Origin of the sequence: Kribbella polygonati, assembly GCF_050320105.1 — a bacterium.
Classification (GTDB): domain Bacteria; phylum Actinomycetota; class Actinomycetes; order Propionibacteriales; family Kribbellaceae; genus Kribbella.
Window position 1 is genome coordinate 4,104,469 of the sequence record NZ_CP190129.1, and the last position, 23,382, is coordinate 4,127,850.

Here is a 23,382-nt window from a genome sequence, read left to right on the forward strand (position 1 = left end):
CGGCGATGAGCGGGTTGCTGGTCGGTGCCGTCGGTCCGGCCGACCTGATCCCGAATCTGGAACGGCTCGCGGCGGCGGAGTTCCCGGAGCTGCGGCTCCGGACGTTCGTGTACGACGACGAGGCCGAGACCGTGGATCTGGTGCAGTCCGGTGCCGGGGTCGACGCGTGGTTGTTCACCGGGGTGGTGCCGTTCAGCCTCGCGCGGCGGGCCGGGGTGCTGCGGGCGCCGGCGACGTACGTCCGGTACCGCGGGACCGGGTTGCCGCGGATCCTGGGGCCGCTGCTGGCGGACAATCCGGGGACACGGAGCATCAGCATCGACACGGTCCCCCGCGAGCAGGTCCAGCGGCTGCTCCGCCGCGCCGACCTCGCACCGGTCCACGTCCGCGTCCTCGAACACCACCCGGACCGGGACGCCGAGGATTTCCTCCGCTTCCACCGGCGGGTGGCCCGCGACCGCGGTGGAAGTATTGCGATCACCTGCGTCCGCTCGGTCTACACCCAGCTCGCCCCTCAGCTACCCACCGTCCGCCTGCTCCCCGCCGTAGCCTCGATGCGCACCGCACTCCGGGCGGTCACCTCGGTCCCACCCACCACCCTCCGCGCGGAAGGTGAGGGGGCCGCGCTTCGCGCGGGAGGTACGGGGAGCGCGCCCGGCGCGGGAGTCGTGGGGGGCGCCGTCGGCGCGGGGAACGCCCTCGCCGCGGAAAGCGCGCTTCGCGCGGGAGTCGTGGGGGCGCCGTCGGCGCGGGGAACGCCCTCGCCGCGGAAAGCGCGCTTCGCGCGGGAGTCGTGGGGGGCGCCGTCGGCGCGGGGAACGCCCTCGCCGCGGAAAGCGCGGGGGACGCGCTTCGCGCGGGAAGCGTGGGGGACGCCCTCGGTGCGGGGGGTATGGGTGGGGCGGCGGATCCGGTGGTGGGGTTGGTGGAGTTGTCGGATCCGGTTGGGGAGGTGGTGGGGTTGGGGCGGGGGTTGGCGGGGGGTGTGGTGGCGTTGGGCGGGGGGCGGTACCTGGTGATGAGTACTCGGGAGCGGTTGGTGGAGGTGTCGGAGGGGTTTCGGCGGTTGGGGATGCTGGAGGAGTTGCGGGACGGGCGGGTGTGGGGGCGGGTCGGGTTCGGGGTGGCCGGTACGGCGTTGGGGGCCGAGCGGCGGGCGCGGCGGGCGTTGGTGCGGGCGCGGGCGGTGGGGCGGTTCGCCGCGGTGGTGGCGACGACCGATGACGGGGAGCTGGTGATCGGATCGGCGACGCCGGAGTACCGCGAGACCACGGGGGCGCCGGTTCCGCTGGCGGTGGCGGAGCGGCGGTCGGGGCTCGCGGTGGCGGCGTTGCTGCGGCTCGGGCAGTTGGCCGCGGACCGCGGCGCGGACGGCGTCACCGCGGCGGACGTCGCGAACGCGTTGAGCCTCGAGCCCCGCGCGGCCCGCCGTACGCTCCAGCGGTTGTCCGCGGCGGGCGTCGTACAGCCGCTCGACGCCGCGCACACCGGCAAGGTCGGCCGCCCTCGGAAGGCGTACCGCGTGGCCTTGCAGTGAGCCGAAATGCCGGCCACCGGGCCGAAATCCACACCCCTTGACCCGGCAGAACCCCGATCGGGACGATCGAACGACAGCACCCAGGAGGCCCTATGAGCATGTCCCTTGCCGTCGACGGTGGTAGTCCGGTGCGTACGGCAGAGTTCCCCGCCTGGCCGGTCGGCGACGCGGGTGAGGAGGCCGCACTGCTGCGGGTCGTGCAGTCCGGCAAGTGGGGCAGCACGCACGGCGACGAGGTCGCCCAGTTCGAGCGCGAGTTCGCAGCCGCCCACCAGGCCGGCCACGCGACGTGCGTCGCGAACGGCACCCTCGCGCTGGTCGCGGCGTACCAGGCCGCCGGCGTCCGCCCCGGCGACGAGGTCGTCGTACCGCCGTACACCTTCATCGCGACCGCGTCCGCGGCCCTGCTGATGAACGCGATCCCGGTCTTCGCCGACGTCGACCCGGGCACCCACCTGCTCGACCCGGCCGCCGTCGAGAAGGTCATCACGCCCCGCACCCGCGCGGTCGTCGCCGTCCACATCGGCGGCCGCCCCTGCGACCTGGACGCCCTGACCGAGGTCAGCACCCGGTACGGCGTCGCGCTGGTCGAGGACGCGGCGCAGGCGCACGGCGCGTCGTGGCGCGGCCGGCGGGTCGGCGCGATCGGCGACCTCGGGACGTTCAGCTTCCAGTCCAGCAAGAACCTCAGTGCCGGCGAGGGCGGCATCATCGTGACGAACCGCGCGGACCTGAACGACGCCGTCTACCCGCTGGTGAACGTCGGCCGGACCCGCGGCGGCGCGTGGTACCAGCACGACCATCTCGGCTACAACCTGCGGCTGACCGAGTTCCAGGCGGCGATCCTGCGCGTCCAGCTGACCCGGCTGCCCGAGCAGGCGAAGCGCCGCGAGGACAACGCGCGCCGGATCACGGACGGGCTCGGCCAGTTCGCCGACGACATCCTGCTCGCGCCTGACGACCCGGCGGTGACCGAGCACGGCCGGCACCTGTACCTGTTCCGGTTGCGCGGGGCAACGGCCGTGGAGCGGCACTGGTTCGTGGAGGCGCTGCAGGCCGAGGGGATCCCGTGCTCGCCCGGCTACCCCGGCCTGCACCGCAACACCGCGATCCGCCGCCGGGTGGCCGAGCTGCTGCGCGGCGACGACCGCGACGAACCGGCGTACGACTGCCCGGTCACCGACCAGCTCGCGGCGGACACCGTCTGGCTGCCGCAGCAGGTGCTGCTCGGCGACGAGTCCGACACCGCCGACGTGCTGACGGCCGTCGAGAAGGTACTACGTCACCGCTGATGTCTTCCCGCCAGCAGCCGGGCCATCGTGCCGCCGAGCACCGCGGCCCGGTCCGCCTCGGACAGGTCCGCGAACAGCACGCGGCCGAGCGACATCCGCTGGTCGATGAACGGCATGTCCGACCCGAACACGACCTGCCCGCTGCCGACCGCGCCGACCATCCGGGTGATCTCGTCGCCGTGCATGAACGACCCGCACAGTTCGAGGACGACGTTCGGTGTCCGCCGCGCCACCTCGATCGCGTCGTCGAACCCGTCCCGGGTCAGACCGGTGTGTCCGGCGAGGAACGTGACGTCCGGGTGCTGCCGCGCTACCTCCTCGAGCAGGCCTGGATCGTCGCAGTGGTGGTGGGTGGTGGTGTGGGTCAGTACGGGGCTGCCGGTCGCGGCGGCGTACTCCCACACCGGGCGGTACCGCGGCCCGGTGATCCGGTAGTCGTGCAGGCTCGGATGCACCTTGATCCCGGCGAACCGCGGGTCGCCCGCCCAGTGCTCGAGCTCGGCGACCGGGTCCTGCCAGGGGTTGACGACCAGGTAGCCGGAGAGCCGGTCCGGGTACCGGCCGACCGCGTCGGCGGTCATCTCGTTGCCGGCCCGGGCGTCGAGCTGGATCGCGAGGTGGCTGGACAGCAGTGTGCGGGTGACGCCGCAGCGGTCCATCACCCGGATCATCGCCTCGGCTCCGTTGTCCGGGATGAAGAACAGGCTGTACGGGCCGAGGTGCGCGTGAGCGTCGATCACCGGGCCGAGTTCTGGTGTACGGCGGCGCAGTACGGCGTCCGCCGACGGGCCGGTCATACGAGTACTCCGAGGTGCTCGAGGTTGCCCGCGCCGATCGCCGCGACCGCGTCGTCGGGCAGCTCGGACCAGAGCAGGCGGGTGACTGCCTCGGCCGGATCGCGGTCCGGCATGCCGGTGCCGAAGACGAGGCGCTCCGGCCCGTACCGCTCGGCGAGCCATTCGAGGCCGAGGTGGTTGGAGAAGTTCGCCGTACCGATGGAAATGTTCGGTCTCCTGTCCAGGACGCCGGCGGCCCGGCGGAGCACGCGGTACCCGATCCCGCCGACCACGATCGCCAGCTCCGGGTGGTCGGCCGCGAGCGCCTCGAGCTGGGCCCACGACGTCTGGAACAGGTCCACCAGCAACGGCAGCCCCGCCCCGGCGACAGCCGCGGCCAACGGCGCACAGTCCGGCCCGGCGAGGTCGAACCCATGATCCTCCGGATACACCCGCACGGCGACCACCCCCGCCGCCCGCGCCCCGGCCACGAACTCCCCCGCCTCCGGCACCTCCCCGGTCCCCGCTGGCAACCCCACCCAACACGGCAACAACCGCGCCTGGTCGCCCCGTCCGCCGCGCTCACCCCACCCGGCCGGCTCCCCCTGCGCGTGCGGCTCGCCTTGCCCGGCGGGCTGGGCCAGGTCGCGCAGCTCGTCGAGCAGGCGGTGGTTGCCTGTTTGGGGGTCGTGCCAGCGGGCGGCGGTGTGGGAGACGATCGCGGTGCGGATGCCGACCCGGTCCATCCGCGCGAGCAGTGCCGCGGCGGTTCCGGTGCCGACGTCGGCGCGTGGGTTGCGGCCGATCGTCGCGTCCGCGTCGATCAGCGGCGGGGGTCCCTGGTCCATGCGCGCGATCGTGCCGCGTCCGCCGAAAGCCCGTCAAGAACCGTCATTTCGGCGCTCCCCGCGCGCCGGAACCCGTCCCCGGGAAGGGATCGCCGATGACCCGCCGCAACACCAGCCCCTACGAGCTCTTCCTCCGCACCGCCCGGGAGAACCGCCCCCGCCTGACCTTCGCCGGCGAGTTCGCCGACTGGCAGCAACCGGCCAAGGACGCCGTACTGGCGACCCTCGGCACCTCCCCCGCCGCTGTCGACCCCAACCCCGAGCTGATCGCCGAACTCGAGTACGACGGCATCGTCGAGCAGCGCTGGCTGATCGACGTCGAGGACGGACTCTCGGCGTACGCGCGCGTCCTCCGCCCGGCAGCCGCCACCGGACCCCGCCCCGGCATCCTCTGCTGGGCCGGCCACGACGGCGACGGCAAGAACACGATCATGAGCCCCGGTGAACCCGGGAACGCCTACGGCTGGCACCTGGCCCAGTCGGGCTTCGTCACGTTCGCCATCGACTGGATGGGCCGCGGCGACCTCGACGACAACGCCAAACCCAACCACCGCGCGCTGGCCGGCAGCCGGGACTGGTGCAACCTCTACTTCCTGCACGCGACCATGCTCGGCAGCACACCTCTCGGCATGAACCTCGCCCACGGACGCGTCCTCACCGACTTCGTCGCGACCTTGCCGTACGTCGACCCGCACCGGCTCGGCGTGATCGGCCTGTCCGGCGGCGGCACGCTCGCGCTGTGGAGCGCGCTCGCCGACGATCGGCTCCGCGCGGTCGAGATCGTCTGCTACAGCGACCTGTTCGCCGACTTCGGGTACCGCGACCTCAACTACTGCGGCTTGCAGGTGACCCCCGGCCTCTTCGGGCTGGTCGACGTACCCGATCTGCAGGGGTTGCTCGCACCACGGCCGTTGCTGGTCGACATCGGGCTGAACGACGACTGCTTCCGGATCGAGTCGGCGACGGCCTGCCACGCCAAGGTCCGCTCGATCTACGCCGCCGCCGGTGCCGCCGACGCGCTCTTCCTCGACCTGCATCCGGGCGGTCACGGCTGGCGACCCGGTCAGTCCGAGCAGTTCTTCACCGATCACTTGGCCCGCTGATGAGAATCCCGATCCCGCAGACGCGCGACCCGTTCGTCAACACCCCGCTGCTTCCGGTCGGCCCGAACGCCGACGGTGTGGCCCGGTACTGGATCTCGTCGTGGAACTCGAACGTCGGCAGCACCGGCGTACTGGTCCGCGCCGACGGGCAGTCCAGGATCTACCGGTTCCCGCTGCCGCACGCGGGCTTCTACAGCGCCGTTGCTGACGGCAACGACGGCCTGTGGCTGTGCGGCGACCTCAGCCGGGTCGTCCACCTCCGCCTCTCCGACGGTCACTGGGAGTCGTACCCGACCGGTGCCGCCGAGGGCCTGGTCTTCCAGGGCATGGCATACGCCGGAAACCACTTGCTGATGGCATCCTTCACCGGCGCCCACACGGACGCGGTCAGCTTCGACACGCGGTCCCGCCGTACGACGAAACTGTTCGAGGACATCTCACCGCAGCACTACCTCCGCAGCAGCTTCCCGGGGCCGGACGGCACGATGACCATCGCGATCGAGATCCCGGAGACGGAGTTGCTCAGCTGGGACCCGGCGAGTACGACGCTGACATCTGGACCGGCCGCGCCGCCCGGGATCGACCGGCAGTGGCGGCTGCTGCAGAGCGCCGGCTGGCCGGCCCGCCTGGAGGACCTGCCGGGCGAGCTGGCCGACGTCCGCTGGTTCGGCGCCGCCGGGGACCTGGTGTGGGGTGCTCGCTGCCACGACGCGGCCGACGTACTCGTGCTCGACCGCCGGACCCGGACCACCCGCGCGGTGTGCAGCATCCCCGACAGCGACCACTTCAACCTCGCGATCACGCCGGACCGCAAACTGCTGGCCGTCACCAAGTACGGACAGCTGCTCCGGCACGACGCCGTCACCGGCGCGCCGGAGCTGGACCTCGACCTGCCGACCGGGTCGACCGGCCGCGTCGACTGTGTCCTGCGCCTGGACGACCACACCGTCCTCGGTACGCCGTTCATCAGCCAGCGTTTCTGGACCGCCGACCTGCGTACCGGGGCCGGCCGCGACGAGGGACGAGCGGCGCCGGGTGGCGGGCAGATCTGCCTGAGCTGGCTGGTCGACGGGCGCGCGTACCTCGCGGCGTACGCCGGCGGCCAGCTCACCTGCTACGACCCGTCCCTCCCGACCGGGTACCCGAAGAATCCGCGCGTCGTCGCTGCTCCACCCGGCGCGATGCGTCCGGTGGCCGGGGCGGTGCGCGGCGATGCGCTGATCTACTCGTGCAGCCGGCAGTACGGCGTCCTCGGCTGCATCCTGACCCGGTACGACCTCGCGACCGGTACGACGTACTACCGCGACAATCCCCTGCCCGAGCAGTCGATCCAGAGCATGCTGTGGGCACCGGACGGGATCCTCGTCGGTACGGCGCGGCACGCGGACATGACGTCGACGGTGCCGACGGCCTCGACCTGCTACCTCGGGCGGCTGGACCCGGACGACCTGACGTTGCACGACCTGGTCGCGATGCCCGCCGGCTCCGACCGGGTCGACGTCCACGGGCTCCTCGACGACAGCCACGCCCTGTGCGTGCTGTCCGACGACCGCTGGTTCGCACTGGACCTGGAGGCACCGGCCGTGCCGTCGCAGTTCCTCGATCTGCCGTTCAGCCGGGCGAACCTGCGCGCCACGGAGGAACCAGGCCGGTACGTCGCGCTCGTCGACGGCCGGGTCGAGCTGTGGGACCTGGCAACGGCCACCTGCCTGGACGTACTGCACACCGAGCCGGACGCCTACCGGATCGTTGTCCAGGGCACCGACGTCTACGCGCTGACGCCCACGGAGCTGATCGTCCTGGAGGCGATCCTGAGCCGGTAGCTCTTCGGCGGCCGGCCGACGGATCCGGCGCGGGTCGTGGTCGCCTCGGCCACTCCGGCCTGCACCAGCCGCTCCAGCAGCCGGCGCGCCGAGCGGTCCTCGATCGCGAGTGACCGGGCCACGTCCGCCGCCGTGACCCGGTCCGCCTCGGCCGCCGCCAGGATCCTGCGCAGCTTGGTCTGCTCGATCCCGGACCGCCGCTCGGCCACCGCGACGCTGACGGCGCCGCCCGCGTCCGAGGCGTCCGCGGATCGCCCCGTCAGCAGCAGGTCGGCACCGACGCCGAACGAGACCACCGCCGCGTACGGGCCTGCGGCGGTGGCCCGTACCAACGCCCGTCGGGCCAGCGCCTCGGCGGCGGCCACCGTCCGGCCGACGCCGAACCCGGCATGGACCCGCGGACGCCCCTGACTCAGCCGATCCAGCATCACCAGCCGCCGGAACGACCCGGTCTCCTCCGCGAGCACCGCCCGCGTCGTGAGGAGTACCGACAGCGTGGGCGACAGTGGTGCGGTCACGCCCGCGAGCCGCCGGACCTCGGCGGCCAACTCCTGGCCGGCCGGTACGTCGACCAGTCCGACGACCACCTGTGCGTCGGCACCGACGTCCCGGTCGCACACCAGGGACGTCGCGGTCAGCGCGCTCCGGACCGCGCCGGCGCTGGGCGCCAGCCGCAGCATCGGCAGTGACGGGCCGACGGCGTCGTACACCGAACGCCGGCAGGTGATCGCGAGCGCGCTGCCGCCCGAACGGGCCACGCTGCGGTGGAACGCGGCCAGGTCCGTGACGTCCCGCCCGGCGCCGTACTCGCACACCCGCACCCGCTCGGTCGGCAGCCCGGCGGCGCGGAACGCCTTCAGTACCTCGGTACGCCGCAACGTGTCGACGCTGGCCACGTCCCAGTGCCGCCGGGCGTCGTCGCGGAGCGCCTGGTACAGCGTCGCGCCCGTGTAGTCGACGAACGTGGCGGGCCGCCGCAGTACGCCGGCCCGCCGGGCCAGGTCGAACGGGACCGGGCCGGTGAACAGCCAGGCGTCGATCCGGTCCGGCGCGTGCCGGATCAGGTCGACCGCCTGGCCTTCGTGTGCGTACGGCGACGGGTGCAGGTCGAGCGCCGGGAACTCACCGGCCGCGACAGCGGCGACCTGCGCGACGACGTCCCGCGGTCCGATCAGCCCGACGCTCCCGGTCACGGTTCCGTCCCGTCCTACCGGCCGCCGTTGGAGGAGTAGGCCTGCTCGTACTCGTGCCGGATCGTGTCGCCGACGGCGCTCCGCCAGGTCTGCACCGCGTCCTTGAACGCGGACACCGGCTTGCGGCCCTGGACGATGTCGTTCTTGGTGTCGATCAGCTGCTCCTCGGCGGCCGCGCCCTTGCCGAGCTGGGTCGGCGAGTACAGCACGTCGGTCGGGTCGCTGATCCCGGTCGGCACCACCGCGGCCTGGAACTCGTGTGCTGCCCGCACCAGGTCCTCCTGGTTCGGCACGTAGATCGCCGTACTGCGGGTGGACCCGAGGTAGCTGAGGCCCGCGAGGGACTCCTTGGTCCCGTCGGCGGTCAGCACCGGGTCGGATCCGGTCAGCTTGTAGTCGTGCCCGGCGACGCCGTAGTTCACGTCCAGGTACTCCTGGCTGCCGAACGGCGCGGCCAGGTAGTTCCAGACCCGGAGGATCTCCTCGACGCGTTCCTTCGGCGCCTTCTTGATCGCGGTGAACAGGTAGTTGCCGGCCTCCAGGTGCTTCACCGCCGTACCGCCGCCGCCCCACTTAGGCAGCTTCAGCACGCCGAACTTCAGCGTCGGGTTGTTGTTCGCGGCAACGGCCCAGCCGGCGAACGACTGCATGTAGATCACCGTGGTGCCGCCGTACCACCAGGTCTGGTAGGAGCCGGACGCGGTGAACGAGTCCGGGTGGAAGATGCCGGCCTGCCACCATTTGCGCAGCTCGTCGAGCGCTTCGAGGTACACGTCCAGCTCGATGTCGCGGGTGAACTTGCCGTCCTTGACCTGCCAGCCCTTGGGGGCACCCATCATCTCGAGGACCGTGCGCAGCGTCAGCAGCACCGGCTGGGTGCCCATCGCCCAGCGGTGCTCGGCGGGCTTGGTGACCTCCTTGCAGAGCGCCAGGAAGTCCGCGCCGCTGGTCAGCTCCGGCTTGCCGAGGCCGAGCTTGTCGAGGATGTCCTGCCGGGTGTTCATCACCTGGCCGGCGATCGACCGCGGCTGCGAGATGCCGAACAGGTGCCCGTTCACGGTGCCCGCGGTCCAGGCCTGCGGCGGGAGCGCGGCGAGGTTCGGGTACTTCTTGATGTTGTCGCCGCCGAGGTGGTCGCCGAGGTCGGCGAACTTCGACTCCAGCAGCTTCGGCTCGTTCGGCGCGGACAGGATCTGCATCATGTCCTCGTAATTGCCACCGGCAACGTCGACGGTGAACTTCGACGCGTACGAGAGCGAGTCGACCTGGGTGATCTGGAGGTCCACGCCGAGCTTCTTGTCCAGCAGCTGCCACCACTGGTTACTGCTCTTCTGCGAGCCGACCGGCGGGCCGGAGACCAGCAGCGACAGCGCCGCGCCGGTGCCGACCGCTCCCGTGACGGTGGCCGGCGGCGTCGCCGGGTAGTGGAAGAAGCCGGGCTGGATGCCCTTGCCGAGATCGCCCGGCAGGTCCGGCTTGCTGCCGCTGAACGGCACGAACGCCGGTGGGTTCGCCTTCGCGGAGTCGAGCCCGCCGCTGGTCGACTTCGCGTTCGAGCAGCCGGCCAGGCCGGCGGTCAGCGCGAGTCCGCCGAGAAGTACCGCGCGGCGGCTGGGGCTGTACTGATCCATCGCATTCCACCTCATTATTTGAAACTGCGAGCGGGCGGTGACTCAGTATGTGAGAACGCGGAACGGCCTGTCAACGGATGGGATACGGCGTTACGGTGCCGCCGAAATGACCAGCTCGACCGGCCCGAGCAGGCCGTTGGTGACGGTGTTGAGCCGGCTGAACACGTTGTTCCAGGAGCCGTGCAGGACCACTCGTACGTCGTGCTCGCCGGCACTCAGGTGGTCCACCTCGAGGTCCCGCGGCTCCCAGCCGCGCCGCCCGACCGGGACCCCGTCGAGCGCCACCTCGGCCACTCCGACGCATTCCGGCAGGACGATCCGTCCCGTTCCCGCGACCGGTACGTCGAAGCGGAACGTGTACTCGACCGGCCCGAACCCGTGCGGCATCCCGAGATCCGGCCACGACGTACCGGCCTCCCAGGCCAGCGGACCGTCCGGCAGTCGCCCCAGCCGCCCGTCGTCGACGCGGAAGCTCCCGACCAGAATCGGCGCCTCCAGCAACCCGTCGTCCCCACGCCGTACTTCCGCATCCACCCGCAACACATGCGTGCCCGGTGCGAGCCCTTCCACGGGAAGCACGTACGTCGTGTTGTCCGGATCGAACACCGCCTCCCGCCGCGGCGCGAGGCCGGCACCGTCCCAACTGACCCGAGCCCCGTACGGCGCCGACTCCTGGTCGAGCACCACCCGCAGCCCGTCCAGCTGCTCCCCCACCGCGACCATGAACTCCGCCGCCAGCCGCGCATCCATCGGCGCCGCGCTGTGCGGCGGCAGATTCAGCACCCCTTCGTCGCGATAGTCCGCATCAATTGCCCAAAGCAACGACACGGGCCCCGGCTCGAAGTCCCGGCTGCCGTAACCGCTGAGCTCGACCGTGCCACGCTCGATCCGCAGACAGTTCTCGCCCAGCACCCGGTAGGTCGCGGGACCGGCCGGCGCGCTGTGCATGAGGGGACTGGTGGGCTGATGGGTGGGCTGAAGCGCGATTGCTGCCACTGCTCGGGGTGGGAGGGACAGCTGCCAGGTGTTGTCGGTGGGTACCACGGAGAGTTCGCCGGTGCGGGGTTGTGGGAGGAGACGGCCCGGGTGCTCGGCGAAGTGGACAGGAAGCGGTTCTTCGTGGGGGTTGACGAGGATCAGGAGGCGGGAGCCGTCGGGGGCTCGGCGAACCGACTTGATCAGCGTGCGGTTGGTGTCGGCCAGTTCGGTTCGGAAGGGCAGGCGGGTGTGGAACCAGTCGGCCCGGTCGCGGAGCAGGTCGTCCTCGGTGCACGGAACACCCTTGAGTGGGAGCGCGCGGACGACGGTGCCGGCTCCGAACACCTGGGTCTCGTTCGCGTTGCTGGGGATCGTCCAGAGGACCGTCCCGGTGGGCGCGAGCCGTTCCAGCTCGGCGTACGTCGATTCGTGGAGTGAGGCGACCGGCGGGACCACGAGCCGGGAGAACGTGTGGCCCGCGAGGGTGAGGCCCTGCGGCCCGGCCTCGAGGTCGGCCAGCTGCTCACTTGGGATCATCACGACGTCGACGCTGGCCGCCTCCAGGTAGTGGAAGAACGTCTCCAGCAGCGACACCTCCCCCGCCCAGCGTTCGCGTTCCGCCAGCCGGTACCGCGCGAACGACTCCTGCGGCAGCAGCACCAAGACCTCGGGATCGAAGCTGTACTCGCGCATCAGCCCGCGGAACCAGTCGTGCCACTCGAACAGGTCGGCCCGGCCCACGTCCAGCGGGTTGAACCGGGTGTTCACCGGCGGGGCGTCGTACTTCCGCAGCGACGCGGCGCTGGTCCAGGTGCTGTGGTCGATCGGCTGCAGGATGTCGTGCAGCCCGAGCCAGGCGAGGATCGTCCGCGCCTGCTGCGCGTCGTGCTGGAACCCGGTCGCGCCGAACACCTCCGCGATCATCGGCCCGCGCCCGGTCAGCCAGCGCGCCGACTGGACGAGCTTGATCCCCTTCGCCTGCGAGCGATGGACGTCGTCCACCGTCGGCGGATTGATCACGTCGTACCCGGGCAGGTCGAAATGTGACAGTGTCCGGAACGCGTCCCCGAGCAACCGCCAGTGCCCGAGGAACGATTCCTCCCCCGGCAGATGCCCGGTCGTCCGCAGGCCGTTCGCCCGGCAGTACCGCGCGACCCGCCCGAACCAGTTCCGCTCGAGCAGCCCGGCGCACACCCGCCAGTACTCGTACCGGTCCGCCTCCCACCCCGGACCCACCGGTTCGTGCAGCCCTCGCAACCGGCACCGCCAGTCCGGCCCCCACAGGTCGCGCAGTTCGTTCTCGATCAGCTCGTTCCACGGGTGGTCGCACTGGTACGCGACCTCGTCCTGGAAGATCGGCACCGCCCGCGTCCCGAGATCCCGCGCGTACCGCCCGTACCGCGCATAGACCTCGCCGAGGAAGCGGTCCGTAACCTCCGGCAACGAGACGTCCGGCAACCCCGCCTCGCCGTGCCGCGCCGGCACCGGTACGACGGACACCGCGAGCAGCTCCTCGTCCGCGCGCAACGGGGTCTCCGGCTGGTACACGAACACCGTGGCCGTGCTGACCGCCCGCTCGTGCGGGACCTGGCGGACGTTGATCGTGCACAGGTAGTCGGTCTCGAACATCTCGGCCGCCACCCAGTGGTTCCGGTGCGTCCCGCAGCGCCCGGTCACGTCCTGTACGTCGTCGCCGCGGATCCGCAGCAGCGCCAGCAGGTCGTCGGCGCCGAGCTCGATGTTGCCCAGGGCATCGACCCGCGCGGGATCGATCCGCCGGAAGGACAACTGCCGGGCGCGCGCACCGGCGTACCGCGCGACGATCCGACCACCGTCCGCGCCGGACGGGAACGAGAACTCGTCGTAGAACCAGACGTCCAGCCCACGGTCCCGGGCGTGCCCGACGATCCGCTCGATCCCCTGCCAGAACTGGTCCGACCCGTACGGCACCGCCAGCCCGTCGCGCGGATGCAGACAGACCCCGCCGTACCCGGAAGCCGGCAGTGCGTCCAGGTAGGGCACGATGACGTCGTCGTCGAGCCGGCCGTTGAGCATCATCATGGCAACCGCGTGCGACATCGGGGCCCCACCCTTCGGAGGTTGCTACATCGGTTCGGAGGAAACCCAGCCGAGATCGGCAGGCAGGCAGTGCGCCGCCGCCGCGAGGCTCGGCGCCTGCGCGGCGAGCTCGGTCAGCGTCGTCCGCACTTCGGCGGCAGAGACCGCGAGCGCACCGACCACGGTTCCGTGCCGGCCCAGCACCGGATACGCGATCGAGCAACCACCACGCCCGCCGCTGGTCGCGTACCCGCGGCGGCCGATCAGGTCGAGCTCGGCGGCCAGGTCGGGCACTCCGTCCACCGCCGGAAGCGTGCCGCGGGCAACGATCTCGTCGCGGACCGGCGGCGCCAGGTTGGCCAGGATCGCCAGGCCTGCCGCGCCGGAGCTGAGCGGATAGCTCTGCCCGGTCAGCGGCGAGTAGCTCAGGTCGTGCAGGCTCAGCCGGTGCGCCACGCAGGTGAACCGGTCGCCCTGCCGGATCGAGTAGCTCGCGCTCTCACCAGTGAGCTCGACCAACTCCTCGAGGACGGGCGCGAGCACGACCCGCAGGTCGGGCGTCGGCCCCCAGGCCAGGAACTGCGCATGGTCGCCGACCACGAACCGCGCCGGTACGCCGGTCCGCGCGAGCAGGCCGCGGCGCTCCAGCGTGAGCAGCAACCGGTGCACGGTGGACTTGTCGAACCCGAGCTCGGCGCTGACCTCCTGGTTGGTCAGCCCGGCCGGCGACGCGGCGATCACGGTCAGGATGTCGACCGCCTTGTCGACCGTCGAACTGCCGTACCGCTCCGCACCCGAACCTGTAGCCATCACCACACCCTTCCTTGACACCGCTCGACGCAGTCTCACATACTGCGACGCTATCAGGGTGTTGTCTCAATATCCAAGGTTGAGTTCGTCGAAGGGACGCAGCATGCAGATGTGGCGAACGCGGCTACGGAACGAACGAGTCCTCCTGCTGCTCGCCGCGCCGGGCATCCTGCTGGTCCTGGCGTTCAACTACGTGCCGCTGCTCGGCAACGTGATCGCGTTCAAGGACTACCAGCCCTTCCTCGGGATCTCGGCGTCCGACTGGGTCGGACTGTCGAACTTCTCGGTGCTGTTCAACGGCGACCCGGCGTTCCTGCAGGCATTGTGGAACACGCTGGTCATCAGCGCGCTGCAGGTGTTCTTCGCGTTCCCGGCGCCGATCTGCATCGCGCTCGTCCTGAACAGCCTGCTCTCCGAGCGGTTCAAGAACCTGGTGCAGAGCATCCTCTACCTGCCGCACTTCCTGTCCTGGGTGATCGTCGTCGCGGTCTTCCAGCAGATGCTGGGCAACGCCGGCCTGGCCTCCACCTGGCTGCAGGCCAACGGCGGCACTGGGCTGCATCTGATCGGCAACGTCGGGCTGTTCAAGGAGCTGCTCACCGCGCAGGTCATCTGGAAGGAGGCCGGGTGGGGCACGATCCTGTTCCTCGCCGCGCTGTCCCGGATCGACCTGCACCTGTACGAGGCGTCCGCGGTCGACGGCGCGTCCCGGATGCGGCAGCTGTGGCACATCACGCTGCCGGGCATCCGGCCTGTGATCGTCCTGCTGCTGATCCTGCGGCTCGGCGACGTACTGAGCGTCGGGTTCGAGCAGATCGTGCTGCAGCAGTCGGCCGTCGGCGCGCGAGCCAGCGAAGTACTCGACACCTACGTCTACAACAACGGCATCCTCGCCGGTAACTGGGGCGTGGCCGCCGCGGTGGGCCTGGTCAAAGGCCTGCTCGGGCTCGTCCTTGTCCTGGCCGCGAACCGCGTGGCCCACCTGTTCGGCGAACGAGGGGTCTACCAATCGTGACGACGTCCGCCATCCCCCGTTGGGCCGGGGCCCGGAGATCCGGCCGCACGCTTCACCAGGGCGTGCGGCCGGCCGGCCCGGTCTCCCGCGGCCTCAAGGGCCTGCTGCTCACGCTGTGCTGCCTGGTCGTGGTCGGGCCGTTCCTGGCCATCATCTCGACCAGCTTCGCCGGCAACGCCCAGGTCAACGACGCGGGCGGCCTGGTGCTGTGGCCGACGCATCCGACGTTCGCGGCGTACCGGCAACTGCTCTCCGGTGGTGTCGTCACCCGGGCGCTGTTCGTGTCGCTCGGGGTCACCGCGGTCGGTACGGCGTTGTCGCTCGCCTGCACGACGGCGCTCGCCTACGCGCTGGCGCGGATGAAGTCCGTGCTGGGCAAGCCGTTGCTGCTGGTCATCCTGTTCACGCTGTTCTTCACGCCGGGCATCATCCCGTCGTACCTGATGGTGAAACAGCTGCACCTGCTGAACTCGTACTGGTCGCTGATCCTCCCGGTGCTGGTCAGCGGGTTCAACGTGATCGTGATGCGGGCGTTCTTCCTGGAGATCCCGCAGGAGATCCTGGACGCCGCCCACATCGACGGCGCCGGCGAACTCGCCACGCTGGTCCGCGTGGTCCTGCCGCTGTCGAAGGCGATCCTGGCCGTGATCGGGCTGTTCTACGCGGTCGGCTACTGGAACTCGTTCTTCACCGCGCTGCTCTACCTCAACGACACCAGGAAGTGGCCGCTGCAGCTGATCCTGCGGACGTACGTCGTGACCGGCGACCCGATCGGCAACGAGATCTCGAGTACGTCGTCCGCGCTGCTGCCGACCCAGCAGTCGCTGCAGATGGCGATCCTGGTGATCTCGCTGGTCCCGATCCTCGTGCTCTACCCGTTCATCCGCCGGCACTTCAGCTCCGGCCTGATGCTCGGCGCCGTCAAGGGCTGACCGACCGACGCGCGTCCGGTGGCCGGGATCGGACATCGGGGGCGTTGGTCGTTGACACGACCAGGGGCCAGCTCCCAGCCTGGGAACTATGCAAGCGCTTGCAAAGATTGCAGTCAAGTTGTGGACGGCGGCCGATGCCGAGGAGATGCTGGCCGAGCGGACCGGGACCCGGTTCGCGGTCGTGACACGGACCGAGGGGGCCGCACGACGGCTTGCCGTGGCGGCGCTCGACCTGCGGGCCGGCGACGAGGTGGTCGTCGCGCCGGGGACCGCCCGGGACGTGCTGGCGGGGATTCTCGACGCCGGCGCACTCCCGGTGTTCGCCGACGTCGCGGCGGCCGACGGTTGCCTCACGTCCGTATCCGTCGCGGCCGCCCGCACCTCGGCGACCCGTGCGGTCCTCGTACCCCACGCACACGGTGCCGGCGCCCAGGTCGCGGACCTGGTCACCGACCACGCTGTCCGGGTCGTCGAGGACTGCACCGACGCGTTCCTGGCCGAGACGCCGGACGGACGGCCCGCCGGGAGCACCGGAGACCTTGCTTTCTTCACGTTCCCCGCCGACGGGTACGGCGTTGTCGTCACCAACGACCACTCCACCGCCACCCGTCTCCGTCACCTCCGCGACGCCGGATTCCCGCCCCCGACGCTCGGCGTACGGCGCGGCCTGACGGACGGTGAGGCCGAGGTGCTGCGGCAGCGCGTCGAGGTTCTCGAGGCACAGGTGGCCGTGCGGCGATCGGATGCCGAACCGCTTCGGGACGAGCTGTCCGACCTGGCTGGGCTTGCCTTCCCGCGGGATCTTGCGCGGCATGCGCTCCCGGTGCTGCCGTTGCTGATCGACCCCCGTGTTGCCGGTGCCGGCAACGGCGACTACGCCGCCGCACTGACCGCGGCGGGAGTGGCGGCCGACGTCGGTACGCAGCCGCTGTACCGCGTCCCCGGCACCGGCAACTGCTTCCGCCGGGCGGCCCCGCAGGTGCGGTACGGCCCGGGCTGGTGCCCGGTCGCCGAGGACCGGGTGGCCCGCACGCTGGTCCTCCTGCACTGGGGCCCGGACCCGGCCGACCTCGCCCGCGCCATCCGCACGGCCCACCGCGCCATCGCCTGACAGTCACTGCAAGCGCTCGCATAATTCTTGCACTCGCCGGAGGAACCCTTGAACATGTCCGATTCCAGCTTCGCCGTCGACGAGCTCTCCGTCGAAGTGCACCCGAGCGAGGCCGAAGCCGGCCGGGCCGCGGCCGGCTTCACCGCCGCGACCGTCAACGCGGCCGTCCGGGCGCGCGGCGCGGCCCGGGTCGTGATGGCGACCGGCAACTCGCAGCTGGCGTTCGTGCGCGCACTCGCCGACGTCGACATCCCGTGGGACCGCGTCACGGTCTTCCACATGGACGAGTACATCGGCATCGACGACCAGCACCCGGCCTCCTTCCGGCGCTGGATCCGCGAGCAGCTCGCCGTACCGTTCCAGCCGGCACACGTCGAGTACATCCGGCCGGACCAGGACGACCCGGAGCGTGAGTGCCGCCGGTACGAGGAGCTGCTCCGGTCCGCGCCGCTCGACCTGACGTGCATGGGGATCGGCGAGAACGGCCACCTCGCGTTCAACGAGCCCGGCGTCGCGGACTTCGCCGACGAACGCTGGACGCGGGTCATCGAGCTCACCCCGGAGTCCCGCGGGCAGCAGGTCGGCGAAGGCCACTTCCCCGACGTCGGCGCCGTACCGCCGACGGCCATCTCCGTCACCATCCCCGGGCTGCTGTCCGCGAGCGTCGTACAGGTCGTCGTCCCCGAGCGGCGCAAGGCGGCAGCGGTCGCCCGCGCGCTCGGCGGGCCGGTCGACAACACCTGCCCGGCGTCGATCCTGCAGCGGCACGCGCACGCCCGGCTGTTCCTCGACGAGAGCTCGGCATCGCTGGTTACGCTCGGTTAGGATTGTCGTCACGCCCAGCTGCTGGTCAAGGAGGTTGGGATGGCGACACCTCAGGGATGGGTACCGGTCGAGCATCGGGTGCTTGGGTTGGATCGGCGGACGTTCGTGGCTGGATTCACCGCGTTGGCGGTGGCGTTGGTGTTGATCTACGGGTTTCAGGCGTTGAACTCGGCGATCCCTTGGCACAACGAGATCCAGGCCGGGCAGGTGCTTGATCTCGGGGACGGGGCGACCGCGGTGCCGCCAGTCGGGTGGCAGCTCGAGCGTGGGACGTTGGTCGGTGGTGCGGGGGCGGCCGCTACGAGTCTGCAGGTGGTGCTGGCGTCCGGTGGTGCGACGATCGAGCTCGACGGGACGACGTACGACGGGGACGCCGGCGCGTTTCTCGATCAGGTACGGCGGTCCGAGGGCGACTCGGCCACCGTCCAGGGCGCCCGTGGATCGCTGACGACCGGGGGCGGCCTCGTCGGGGTCGTCCAGAGCAGCACCGGGCCGAGCGGGGACGCGGTCGACGTCGCGTTCAAGATGGCCGTCGGTACGCCGGAGCAGGTCGCCGCGGCGCCGGCGCTGCTGGTGCAGGTGCGGACCGCGGCCGGGCAGTTCGAGCGGTACCGGGATCAGGTGGACGCGTTGCTCCGCAGCATCAAGCCGGGGGCGCCGCAGTGACCCCGCAGCAGGAGGCGATCGAGGAGTCCGGGTGGGGCCAGCCGTACCGGTTCCTGCAGCCGCAGAACGTCGCGTTCTGGGTCTACCTGTTCGGGGTCGGCAGCGGCGCGTTGACGATGTGGCGGTACTTCGCGACCGGCGCCGAGTTCTACCAGGCGGCGCTGACCGGCGGCGTGATCCTGTTCGGGCTGTACCTCGTACCGTGGCTGATCCTGCTGCAGCGGCAGAACCGGTTCACCGCGCAACCCCCGGCCCTGCTCGCGACGGGCTTCGTCTGGGGCGGTGTCGCGGCGACGTTCTGGATCGCGCTGCCGGCCAACAGTGCGCTGCTGGAGATCTGGACCAAGCTCGGCGGTACGTCGTTCGCGACGAACTGGGCGGCCGGCCTGACCGCGCCGATCAACGAGGAGTTCGCGAAGGCGCTCGGGCTGGTGCTGCTGATCGGGCTCGCGCCGCGGCTGGTGCGGAGCGCGTACGACGGGTTCATCATCGGCGCGTTCGTCGGGCTGGGGTTCCAGGTCTTCGAGGACCTGCTGTACGTGTACAACGGAGCCACCCAGGTGTACGGCGTCGACCAGTTCAGCTCGTCGTTGCGGATCTTCGTGGTCCGCGGCGCGGCCGGGATCGTCTCGCACGCGATGTTCAGCGCGATCTTCGGCGCCGGGCTGCTGTGGGTGCTCGGGCGCAGTGGTGACCGCCGGGTGCTGCGCGGCGTACTGACGATGCTGATGGCGATGGTCTTCCACTTCGCGTGGGACGACATGGGCGGGCTCAGCGGCGGCTCGTCGTTCGCGGTCGTCCTGCCGTTCCTGATCGCGGCGGTCGAGTTGACGGCGCTCTTCTACGTACTGCGGCACGCCGCGGCGCAGGAGCGGACCTGGATGCGGGACCTGCTCGCACCCGAGGTGGAGTCCGGCGTACTGGACGAGGCCCTGCTCGACGCGGTGGCCGGCCTGCGGAAGGACCGCAAGAAGTACCGGAAACAGCTGCACAGCAGGTCGAAGGCGCGCCACCGGATCGAGGCCGCGAACGACCTCGCACAGGAGATCGCCCGTGCCGGCGGCGGCACCTCCCCCGGCGTCGACCACGCACGCTCCGAGCTGCTCCGCGTCCAGGGGTAGGCACGCTCAGGCCGGGACCGGTGTGGTGAGGCGGCCGTCGTCCATCGTCACGGTCCGGTCGACGAGGTGGAGGTGTTGCAGGTCGTGGGTGACCATGACCGTGGCGACCTGCTGCTCGTGCGTGATGTCGCGCAGCAGGCGGACGACGGCCTCGCCGCGGTCGTGGTCCAGGGCCGAGGTCGGTTCGTCCACCAGCAGCAGAGCGGGGTCGCCCATCAGCGCGCGGGCGACCCCGACGCGTTGACGTTCGCCGCCGGAGAGCTGCTGCGGCCGCTTGCGGGCCTTGTGGCCGAGCCCGACCCGGTCAAGCAGTTCGTACGCACGGGCTTCCGCCGTACGTCGTGATGTTCCGGCGACATGTGCGACGAGCAGCAGTTGGTCGACGGCCGTCAGCGAGGCGAGCAGGTTGGCCTGCTGGAACACGAAGCCGATCCGCTCCCGCCGGAGCCGGTCGCGACCTTGCTGGTCGAGCGCGGTGACGTCGGTCGACTCGAGGACGACAGTCCCGTGCTCCGGTGTGGTCAACGCTCCGGCCACCGCGAGCAGACTGGACTTCCCGGAACCGGACGGACCGGTCACGGCGACGAACTCGCCCGGCGCGACCCGCAGGTCGACGGCGTCGAGGGCGACCAGCCGGCGGTCGCCGTCCGGGTAGGTCAGCCGGACATCGGTGAGGGTCAGAGTCATCGTGCTGCTCCCAGAGCGGTCAGTGGGTCGGCGGTGCTGACCCGGCGGACGGAGAAGGCGGCGCCCAGGGCGCCGGTGACGATCACGGCCAGCAGCGGTATCCCGATCGTGCGGCCGTCCAGGACGAACGGCATGACGCGAGCGGCCGGGGCGCCGACGCCCGCGGCGACGGCCGCGCCCACGGCGGCACCGGCGAGCAGGACGGTCCCGGCCTGCGCCAACGCGTCGCGCAGCAGGTAGCCGCGGCTGCCACCGATCGCCCGGACGACGGCGAGGTCAGGTCCGCGCTGCATGGTCCACACCGTGAAGAACGCACCGACGACGAGCGCGGAGACCACCAGCAGCAGACCGCGCATCAACTGCAGCGAGCCCTGCTCGGAGGCGTACCCACCGACCGCGGCGAACGCCTGGTCGCGGCTGACCGACGTCCACCCGGCGCCGTCGCCCGGCAGCTTGCCGGTGGACGCGACCGCGGAGATCGTGTCGGTCCGGGCGATCCGCTGCCAGCTGCCGATCGGGGTGTACACGACCGGCAGGTGGTTGAACGAGGTGCTGTCCACGATCGCCGCCACGGTGACCCGTTGACCGCCGAGCAGCACGGTGTCGCCGACGGCGTACGACTGGGACCTGGCCAGCTCGCTGCCCAGCGCGACCTCGGCTCCGGCCGGCGCGCGGCCCTGCCGGAGCGCCGGGTAGAGCGCGGGATCGGTACCGAGCACCGTGACCGCGGTCGAACGGTCGCCGGTCTGCAGCCGAGTGGTCGCGGCGCCGAGCGGGTACGCGGCGCCGACACCGGGCCGGGCCGCGACCGCACCGGCGGTGTCCGCCGGAAGGTTGCTGGTGGCAAAGGAAATCTGCTGCCCGGCGGCCGGGCGCTGGAAGCTGACGGCGTCGACCGGCAGCGCCGCCACCGCGGACACACTGGCCGCGCCGAGCCCGGCGGTCAGCCCGGTCAGCAGGACCACCATGGCGGTCATCAGCGCGATGATCGACCCGAGCAGCACGAACCGCCCGCGGGCGAATCGAAGGTCACGAACTGCGATGAACATGTCTCCAGCGTGCTCGCCCGGACGCCCGCGCACATCGCGCGACCGATGGGACCTGGAACCCATCGAAAGTTGGGGGTCCGGCGGCCGCCGGCCCGGTACCGTCGGAGGTGTCATGGATCGTCCCCCGCCGCGGCCCGCGGCCGTCACGCTGTCGTTGCTCCGGCAGGCCGAACATGTCCTGTTCGCCGTCCTGCTGGTGGTCGGTGCCGTCCGTACGGCGCGGTCCGGCGGGCACACGGTCGCCGTACTGGCCGTGGTGGCCGCGGTCGCGGTCTGGTACCTGCTGGGCATCGTCCTGGCCCGCCGGGCGCCGGCCCGGGGCGTCGCCGGCGGCTGGTTCGCCGGCCTCACCGCGGGGTGGATCGTGCTCGCCGTCCTGTCGGTCGACTTCGTCTGGCTGGCGTTCGCGTTGTTCCTGCTCGCGATGCAGTTGCTGCCGCCGCGGGTCGGGCCGCCGGTGGTCGCCGTACTCACCGTGGTGGCGATCGCGGCCGTCGCCGTCCCCGCCGGGAAGCTGACCGCGCCGAGTGTGCTCGGCCCGGTGATCGGCGCGGCGGTCGCGGTCGTGATCATGACCGTCTACCGGAACCAGCGCCAGTTGCTCGCCGAGCTCACCGCGGCGCAGGACCAGCTCGCCGCCGCGCAGCGCGAGGCCGGCGTACTCGCGGAGCGGGAACGGCTGGCCGGCGAGATCCACGACACCACCACGCAGAGCGTGTCGGCGATCGTGCTGCTGCTGAAGTCCGCGGCCGGCCGCTGGCCCGACGCGCCGCCCGCGGCCCGCGAACAGCTGGACGCCGCGATCGAGTCGGCCCAGGTGGCGCTGGAGGACAGCCGCCGGACGATCCGTGCGCTGACACCCGCCGCACTGGCCGGACGGCCGCTCACGGATGCGCTCGGCCAGCTGGTCGAGGACGCCCGGCGGCTCGGCCTGGACGCCCACCTGACCGTCGACGGTACGCCGTACCCGCTCGCCACACCCGCCGCCGTCGCGCTGCTCCGCGCCGGGCAGGAGGCGGTCGCCAACGTCCGTGCGCACGCCGGCGCCGGGCACGCGGAGCTCACGCTGACGTTCCATCCCGGCGCGGTCAGCCTGGACGTCGTCGACGACGGGCGGGGCTTCGACCCCGGGCGGCCGCGGTCCGGCAGCACCGGTACGGGCCTCGGGCTAAGCACCATGCGCCGCCGGCTGGAGGCCGTCGGTGGCACGCTGGTGATCGAGTCCGGTGCCGGGCAGGGCACCGCACTCAGCGCCCGGATCCCGATCGAGGAGGAACCGTGAGTACCGAGCCGCTGCGGGTGCTGATCGTCGACGACCACCCGATCGTCCGGCGCGGCCTGCGCGCGGCGCTGGCCGCCGATCCCGGGATCGAGGTCGCCGGTGAATCGGCCACCGGCGCCGACGCCGTCGCGCAGGCTGCCGAGCTCGGCCCCGACCTGGTCCTGATGGACCTCAACCTCGGCCCGGGGATGAACGGCGCCGAAGCCACCCGGCGGCTGCTGGAACTGCCGCGGCCGCCGCGGGTGCTGATCCTGACCACGTACGACAGCGACGCCGACATCCTGCCCGCGATCTCGGCCGGCGCCACCGGCTACCTGCTGAAGGACACCGACCCGGACGAACTCCTGACCGCGGTCCGGCTGGCCGCCGCGGGCGAGACCGTCCTGACCCCGGCCATCGCGAACCGCCTGGTCTCCCGGGTCCGCGCACCGGAACGGGCCCTGACCGCCCGCGAGATCGAGATCCTCGGCATGGTCGCGGCCGGCCGGTCCAACCAGGCCATTGCCCGCGCCTCGTTCATCACCGAGGCGACCGTCAAGTCGCACCTCGTCCAGGTCTTCGCCAAGCTCGCCGTCGACAGCCGTACCGCCGCCGTCGCGGAGGCCCGCCGCCGCGGGATCATTCCGTGAGCGCCGCGCTGAAGGC

21 protein-coding genes are annotated in these 23,382 nt (G+C 71.6%); 13 read left to right on the top strand and 8 right to left on the bottom strand.

Annotation, left to right across the window (positions count from 1 at the left end; genetic code table 11):
- Nucleotides 1–5 precede the first annotated feature (5 nt).
- The 3 genes from ACQHIV_RS19505 (at nucleotide 6) to ACQHIV_RS19515 (ending at nucleotide 2,829) form a co-directional block, all read left to right on the top strand.
- On the top strand, nucleotides 6–1,019 hold the full coding sequence (locus tag ACQHIV_RS19505) for a hypothetical protein (protein WP_427896119.1): 1,014 nt from the start codon (nucleotides 6–8) through the stop codon (nucleotides 1,017–1,019).
- Nucleotides 1,019–1,537 (top strand): hypothetical protein, encoded by a 519-nt coding sequence (locus ACQHIV_RS19510; RefSeq protein ID WP_427896120.1) that lies wholly within the window; start codon nucleotides 1,019–1,021, stop codon nucleotides 1,535–1,537. Before ACQHIV_RS19505 ends, ACQHIV_RS19510 begins: the two co-directional genes overlap by 1 nt.
- A 92-nt stretch (nucleotides 1,538–1,629) precedes the next feature.
- The gene (locus ACQHIV_RS19515; RefSeq protein ID WP_427896121.1) at nucleotides 1,630–2,829 is read left to right on the top strand and encodes a DegT/DnrJ/EryC1/StrS family aminotransferase; all 1,200 of its coding nucleotides are present in this window, start codon (nucleotides 1,630–1,632) and stop codon (nucleotides 2,827–2,829) included.
- Here the strand turns inward: ACQHIV_RS19515 and ACQHIV_RS19520 are convergent.
- Both ACQHIV_RS19520 and ACQHIV_RS19525 read right to left on the bottom strand, forming a co-directional pair.
- On the bottom strand, nucleotides 2,820–3,626 hold the full coding sequence (locus ACQHIV_RS19520; protein ID WP_427896122.1) for an amidohydrolase family protein: 807 nt from the start codon (nucleotides 3,624–3,626) through the stop codon (nucleotides 2,820–2,822). The two genes, ACQHIV_RS19515 and ACQHIV_RS19520, sit on opposite strands and share 10 nt — an antisense overlap.
- Complete coding sequence (locus ACQHIV_RS19525; RefSeq protein WP_427896123.1) at nucleotides 3,623–4,453, bottom strand: amidohydrolase family protein; 831 nt, start codon at nucleotides 4,451–4,453, stop codon at nucleotides 3,623–3,625. The genes ACQHIV_RS19520 and ACQHIV_RS19525 overlap by 4 nt, the downstream gene beginning before the upstream one ends.
- A 95-nt stretch (nucleotides 4,454–4,548) precedes the next feature.
- Here ACQHIV_RS19525 and ACQHIV_RS19530 point away from each other — a divergent pair, with 95 nt between their 5' ends.
- Complete coding sequence (locus ACQHIV_RS19530; protein ID WP_427896124.1) at nucleotides 4,549–5,556, top strand: alpha/beta hydrolase family protein; 1,008 nt, start codon at nucleotides 4,549–4,551, stop codon at nucleotides 5,554–5,556.
- Nucleotides 5,556–7,379 (top strand): hypothetical protein, encoded by a 1,824-nt coding sequence (locus ACQHIV_RS19535; protein WP_427896125.1) that lies wholly within the window; start codon nucleotides 5,556–5,558, stop codon nucleotides 7,377–7,379. Before ACQHIV_RS19530 ends, ACQHIV_RS19535 begins: the two co-directional genes overlap by 1 nt.
- Here ACQHIV_RS19535 and ACQHIV_RS19540 read toward each other — a convergent pair.
- From ACQHIV_RS19540 to ACQHIV_RS19555, 4 genes are all read right to left on the bottom strand, one after another.
- On the bottom strand, nucleotides 7,325–8,572 hold the full coding sequence (locus ACQHIV_RS19540) for a hypothetical protein (RefSeq protein WP_427896126.1): 1,248 nt from the start codon (nucleotides 8,570–8,572) through the stop codon (nucleotides 7,325–7,327). The genes ACQHIV_RS19535 and ACQHIV_RS19540 overlap by 55 nt on opposite strands.
- Nucleotides 8,573–8,586: 14 nt before the next feature.
- Nucleotides 8,587–10,203: an extracellular solute-binding protein gene (locus tag ACQHIV_RS19545; protein ID WP_427896127.1), complete on the bottom strand. Its 1,617-nt coding sequence runs from the start codon at nucleotides 10,201–10,203 to the stop codon at nucleotides 8,587–8,589.
- Nucleotides 10,204–10,293: 90 nt separating this feature from the next.
- A complete protein-coding gene (locus ACQHIV_RS19550) occupies nucleotides 10,294–13,260 on the bottom strand; it encodes a hypothetical protein (RefSeq protein ID WP_427896128.1) in 2,967 nt (988 codons plus the stop codon).
- A 24-nt stretch (nucleotides 13,261–13,284) separates the two neighbouring features.
- Entirely contained in the window at nucleotides 13,285–14,049 is a 765-nt protein-coding gene (locus ACQHIV_RS19555; protein WP_427896129.1) for an IclR family transcriptional regulator, read from the bottom strand.
- 103 nt (nucleotides 14,050–14,152) lie between these two features.
- Between ACQHIV_RS19555 and ACQHIV_RS19560 the strand changes: the two genes are divergently transcribed.
- From ACQHIV_RS19560 to ACQHIV_RS19585, 6 genes are all read left to right on the top strand, one after another.
- A complete protein-coding gene (locus ACQHIV_RS19560) occupies nucleotides 14,153–15,064 on the top strand; it encodes an ABC transporter permease (RefSeq protein WP_427896130.1) in 912 nt (303 codons plus the stop codon).
- The gene (locus ACQHIV_RS19565; protein ID WP_427896131.1) at nucleotides 15,061–15,996 is read left to right on the top strand and encodes a carbohydrate ABC transporter permease; all 936 of its coding nucleotides are present in this window, start codon (nucleotides 15,061–15,063) and stop codon (nucleotides 15,994–15,996) included. The genes ACQHIV_RS19560 and ACQHIV_RS19565 overlap by 4 nt, the downstream gene beginning before the upstream one ends.
- Before the next feature lie 88 nt (nucleotides 15,997–16,084).
- Nucleotides 16,085–17,107 (top strand): DegT/DnrJ/EryC1/StrS family aminotransferase, encoded by a 1,023-nt coding sequence (locus ACQHIV_RS19570; protein WP_427896132.1) that lies wholly within the window; start codon nucleotides 16,085–16,087, stop codon nucleotides 17,105–17,107.
- Nucleotides 17,108–17,161: 54 nt separating this feature from the next.
- Nucleotides 17,162–17,932, top strand: a complete 771-nt coding sequence (locus tag ACQHIV_RS19575) for a 6-phosphogluconolactonase (protein ID WP_427896133.1) — start codon at nucleotides 17,162–17,164, stop codon at nucleotides 17,930–17,932.
- A gap of 39 nt (nucleotides 17,933–17,971) precedes the next feature.
- Nucleotides 17,972–18,598, top strand: a complete 627-nt coding sequence (locus ACQHIV_RS19580; RefSeq protein WP_427896134.1) for a hypothetical protein — start codon at nucleotides 17,972–17,974, stop codon at nucleotides 18,596–18,598.
- Nucleotides 18,595–19,719: a PrsW family intramembrane metalloprotease gene (locus ACQHIV_RS19585; RefSeq protein ID WP_427896135.1), complete on the top strand. Its 1,125-nt coding sequence runs from the start codon at nucleotides 18,595–18,597 to the stop codon at nucleotides 19,717–19,719. The genes ACQHIV_RS19580 and ACQHIV_RS19585 overlap by 4 nt, the downstream gene beginning before the upstream one ends.
- 6 nt (nucleotides 19,720–19,725) lie before the next feature.
- Here the strand turns inward: ACQHIV_RS19585 and ACQHIV_RS19590 are convergent, their stop codons facing one another.
- Nucleotides 19,726–20,406, bottom strand: coding sequence for an ABC transporter ATP-binding protein (locus tag ACQHIV_RS19590; RefSeq protein ID WP_427896136.1), 681 nt, complete (start codon nucleotides 20,404–20,406; stop codon nucleotides 19,726–19,728).
- On the bottom strand, nucleotides 20,403–21,455 hold the full coding sequence (locus ACQHIV_RS19595; RefSeq protein WP_427896137.1) for an ABC transporter permease: 1,053 nt from the start codon (nucleotides 21,453–21,455) through the stop codon (nucleotides 20,403–20,405). Before ACQHIV_RS19595 ends, ACQHIV_RS19590 begins: the two co-directional genes overlap by 4 nt.
- Before the next feature lie 112 nt (nucleotides 21,456–21,567).
- Between ACQHIV_RS19595 and ACQHIV_RS19600 the strand changes: the two genes are divergently transcribed.
- Both ACQHIV_RS19600 and ACQHIV_RS19605 read left to right on the top strand, forming a co-directional pair.
- Nucleotides 21,568–22,737 (top strand): sensor histidine kinase, encoded by a 1,170-nt coding sequence (locus ACQHIV_RS19600; RefSeq protein ID WP_427896138.1) that lies wholly within the window; start codon nucleotides 21,568–21,570, stop codon nucleotides 22,735–22,737.
- Nucleotides 22,734–23,366, top strand: a complete 633-nt coding sequence (locus tag ACQHIV_RS19605; protein WP_427896139.1) for a response regulator — start codon at nucleotides 22,734–22,736, stop codon at nucleotides 23,364–23,366. Before ACQHIV_RS19600 ends, ACQHIV_RS19605 begins: the two co-directional genes overlap by 4 nt.
- Nucleotides 23,367–23,382 lie beyond the last annotated feature (16 nt).

Coding starts and splice junctions, on each gene's coding strand:
- ACQHIV_RS19505 (WP_427896119.1), top strand. CDS start 6: ATGAGCGGGTTGCTGGTCGGTGCCGTCGGTCCGGCCGACCTGATCCCG.
- ACQHIV_RS19510 (WP_427896120.1), top strand. CDS start 1,019: ATGAGTACTCGGGAGCGGTTGGTGGAGGTGTCGGAGGGGTTTCGGCGG.
- ACQHIV_RS19515 (WP_427896121.1), top strand. CDS start 1,630: ATGAGCATGTCCCTTGCCGTCGACGGTGGTAGTCCGGTGCGTACGGCA.
- ACQHIV_RS19520 (WP_427896122.1), bottom strand. CDS start 3,626: ATGACCGGCCCGTCGGCGGACGCCGTACTGCGCCGCCGTACACCAGAA.
- ACQHIV_RS19525 (WP_427896123.1), bottom strand. CDS start 4,453: ATGGACCAGGGACCCCCGCCGCTGATCGACGCGGACGCGACGATCGGC.
- ACQHIV_RS19530 (WP_427896124.1), top strand. CDS start 4,549: ATGACCCGCCGCAACACCAGCCCCTACGAGCTCTTCCTCCGCACCGCC.
- ACQHIV_RS19535 (WP_427896125.1), top strand. CDS start 5,556: ATGAGAATCCCGATCCCGCAGACGCGCGACCCGTTCGTCAACACCCCG.
- ACQHIV_RS19545 (WP_427896127.1), bottom strand. CDS start 10,203: ATGGATCAGTACAGCCCCAGCCGCCGCGCGGTACTTCTCGGCGGACTC.
- ACQHIV_RS19550 (WP_427896128.1), bottom strand. CDS start 13,260: ATGTCGCACGCGGTTGCCATGATGATGCTCAACGGCCGGCTCGACGAC.
- ACQHIV_RS19555 (WP_427896129.1), bottom strand. CDS start 14,049: ATGGCTACAGGTTCGGGTGCGGAGCGGTACGGCAGTTCGACGGTCGAC.
- ACQHIV_RS19560 (WP_427896130.1), top strand. CDS start 14,153: ATGCAGATGTGGCGAACGCGGCTACGGAACGAACGAGTCCTCCTGCTG.
- ACQHIV_RS19570 (WP_427896132.1), top strand. CDS start 16,085: ATGCAAGCGCTTGCAAAGATTGCAGTCAAGTTGTGGACGGCGGCCGAT.
- ACQHIV_RS19575 (WP_427896133.1), top strand. CDS start 17,162: ATGTCCGATTCCAGCTTCGCCGTCGACGAGCTCTCCGTCGAAGTGCAC.
- ACQHIV_RS19580 (WP_427896134.1), top strand. CDS start 17,972: ATGGCGACACCTCAGGGATGGGTACCGGTCGAGCATCGGGTGCTTGGG.
- ACQHIV_RS19590 (WP_427896136.1), bottom strand. CDS start 20,406: ATGACTCTGACCCTCACCGATGTCCGGCTGACCTACCCGGACGGCGAC.
- ACQHIV_RS19595 (WP_427896137.1), bottom strand. CDS start 21,455: ATGTTCATCGCAGTTCGTGACCTTCGATTCGCCCGCGGGCGGTTCGTG.
- ACQHIV_RS19600 (WP_427896138.1), top strand. CDS start 21,568: ATGGATCGTCCCCCGCCGCGGCCCGCGGCCGTCACGCTGTCGTTGCTC.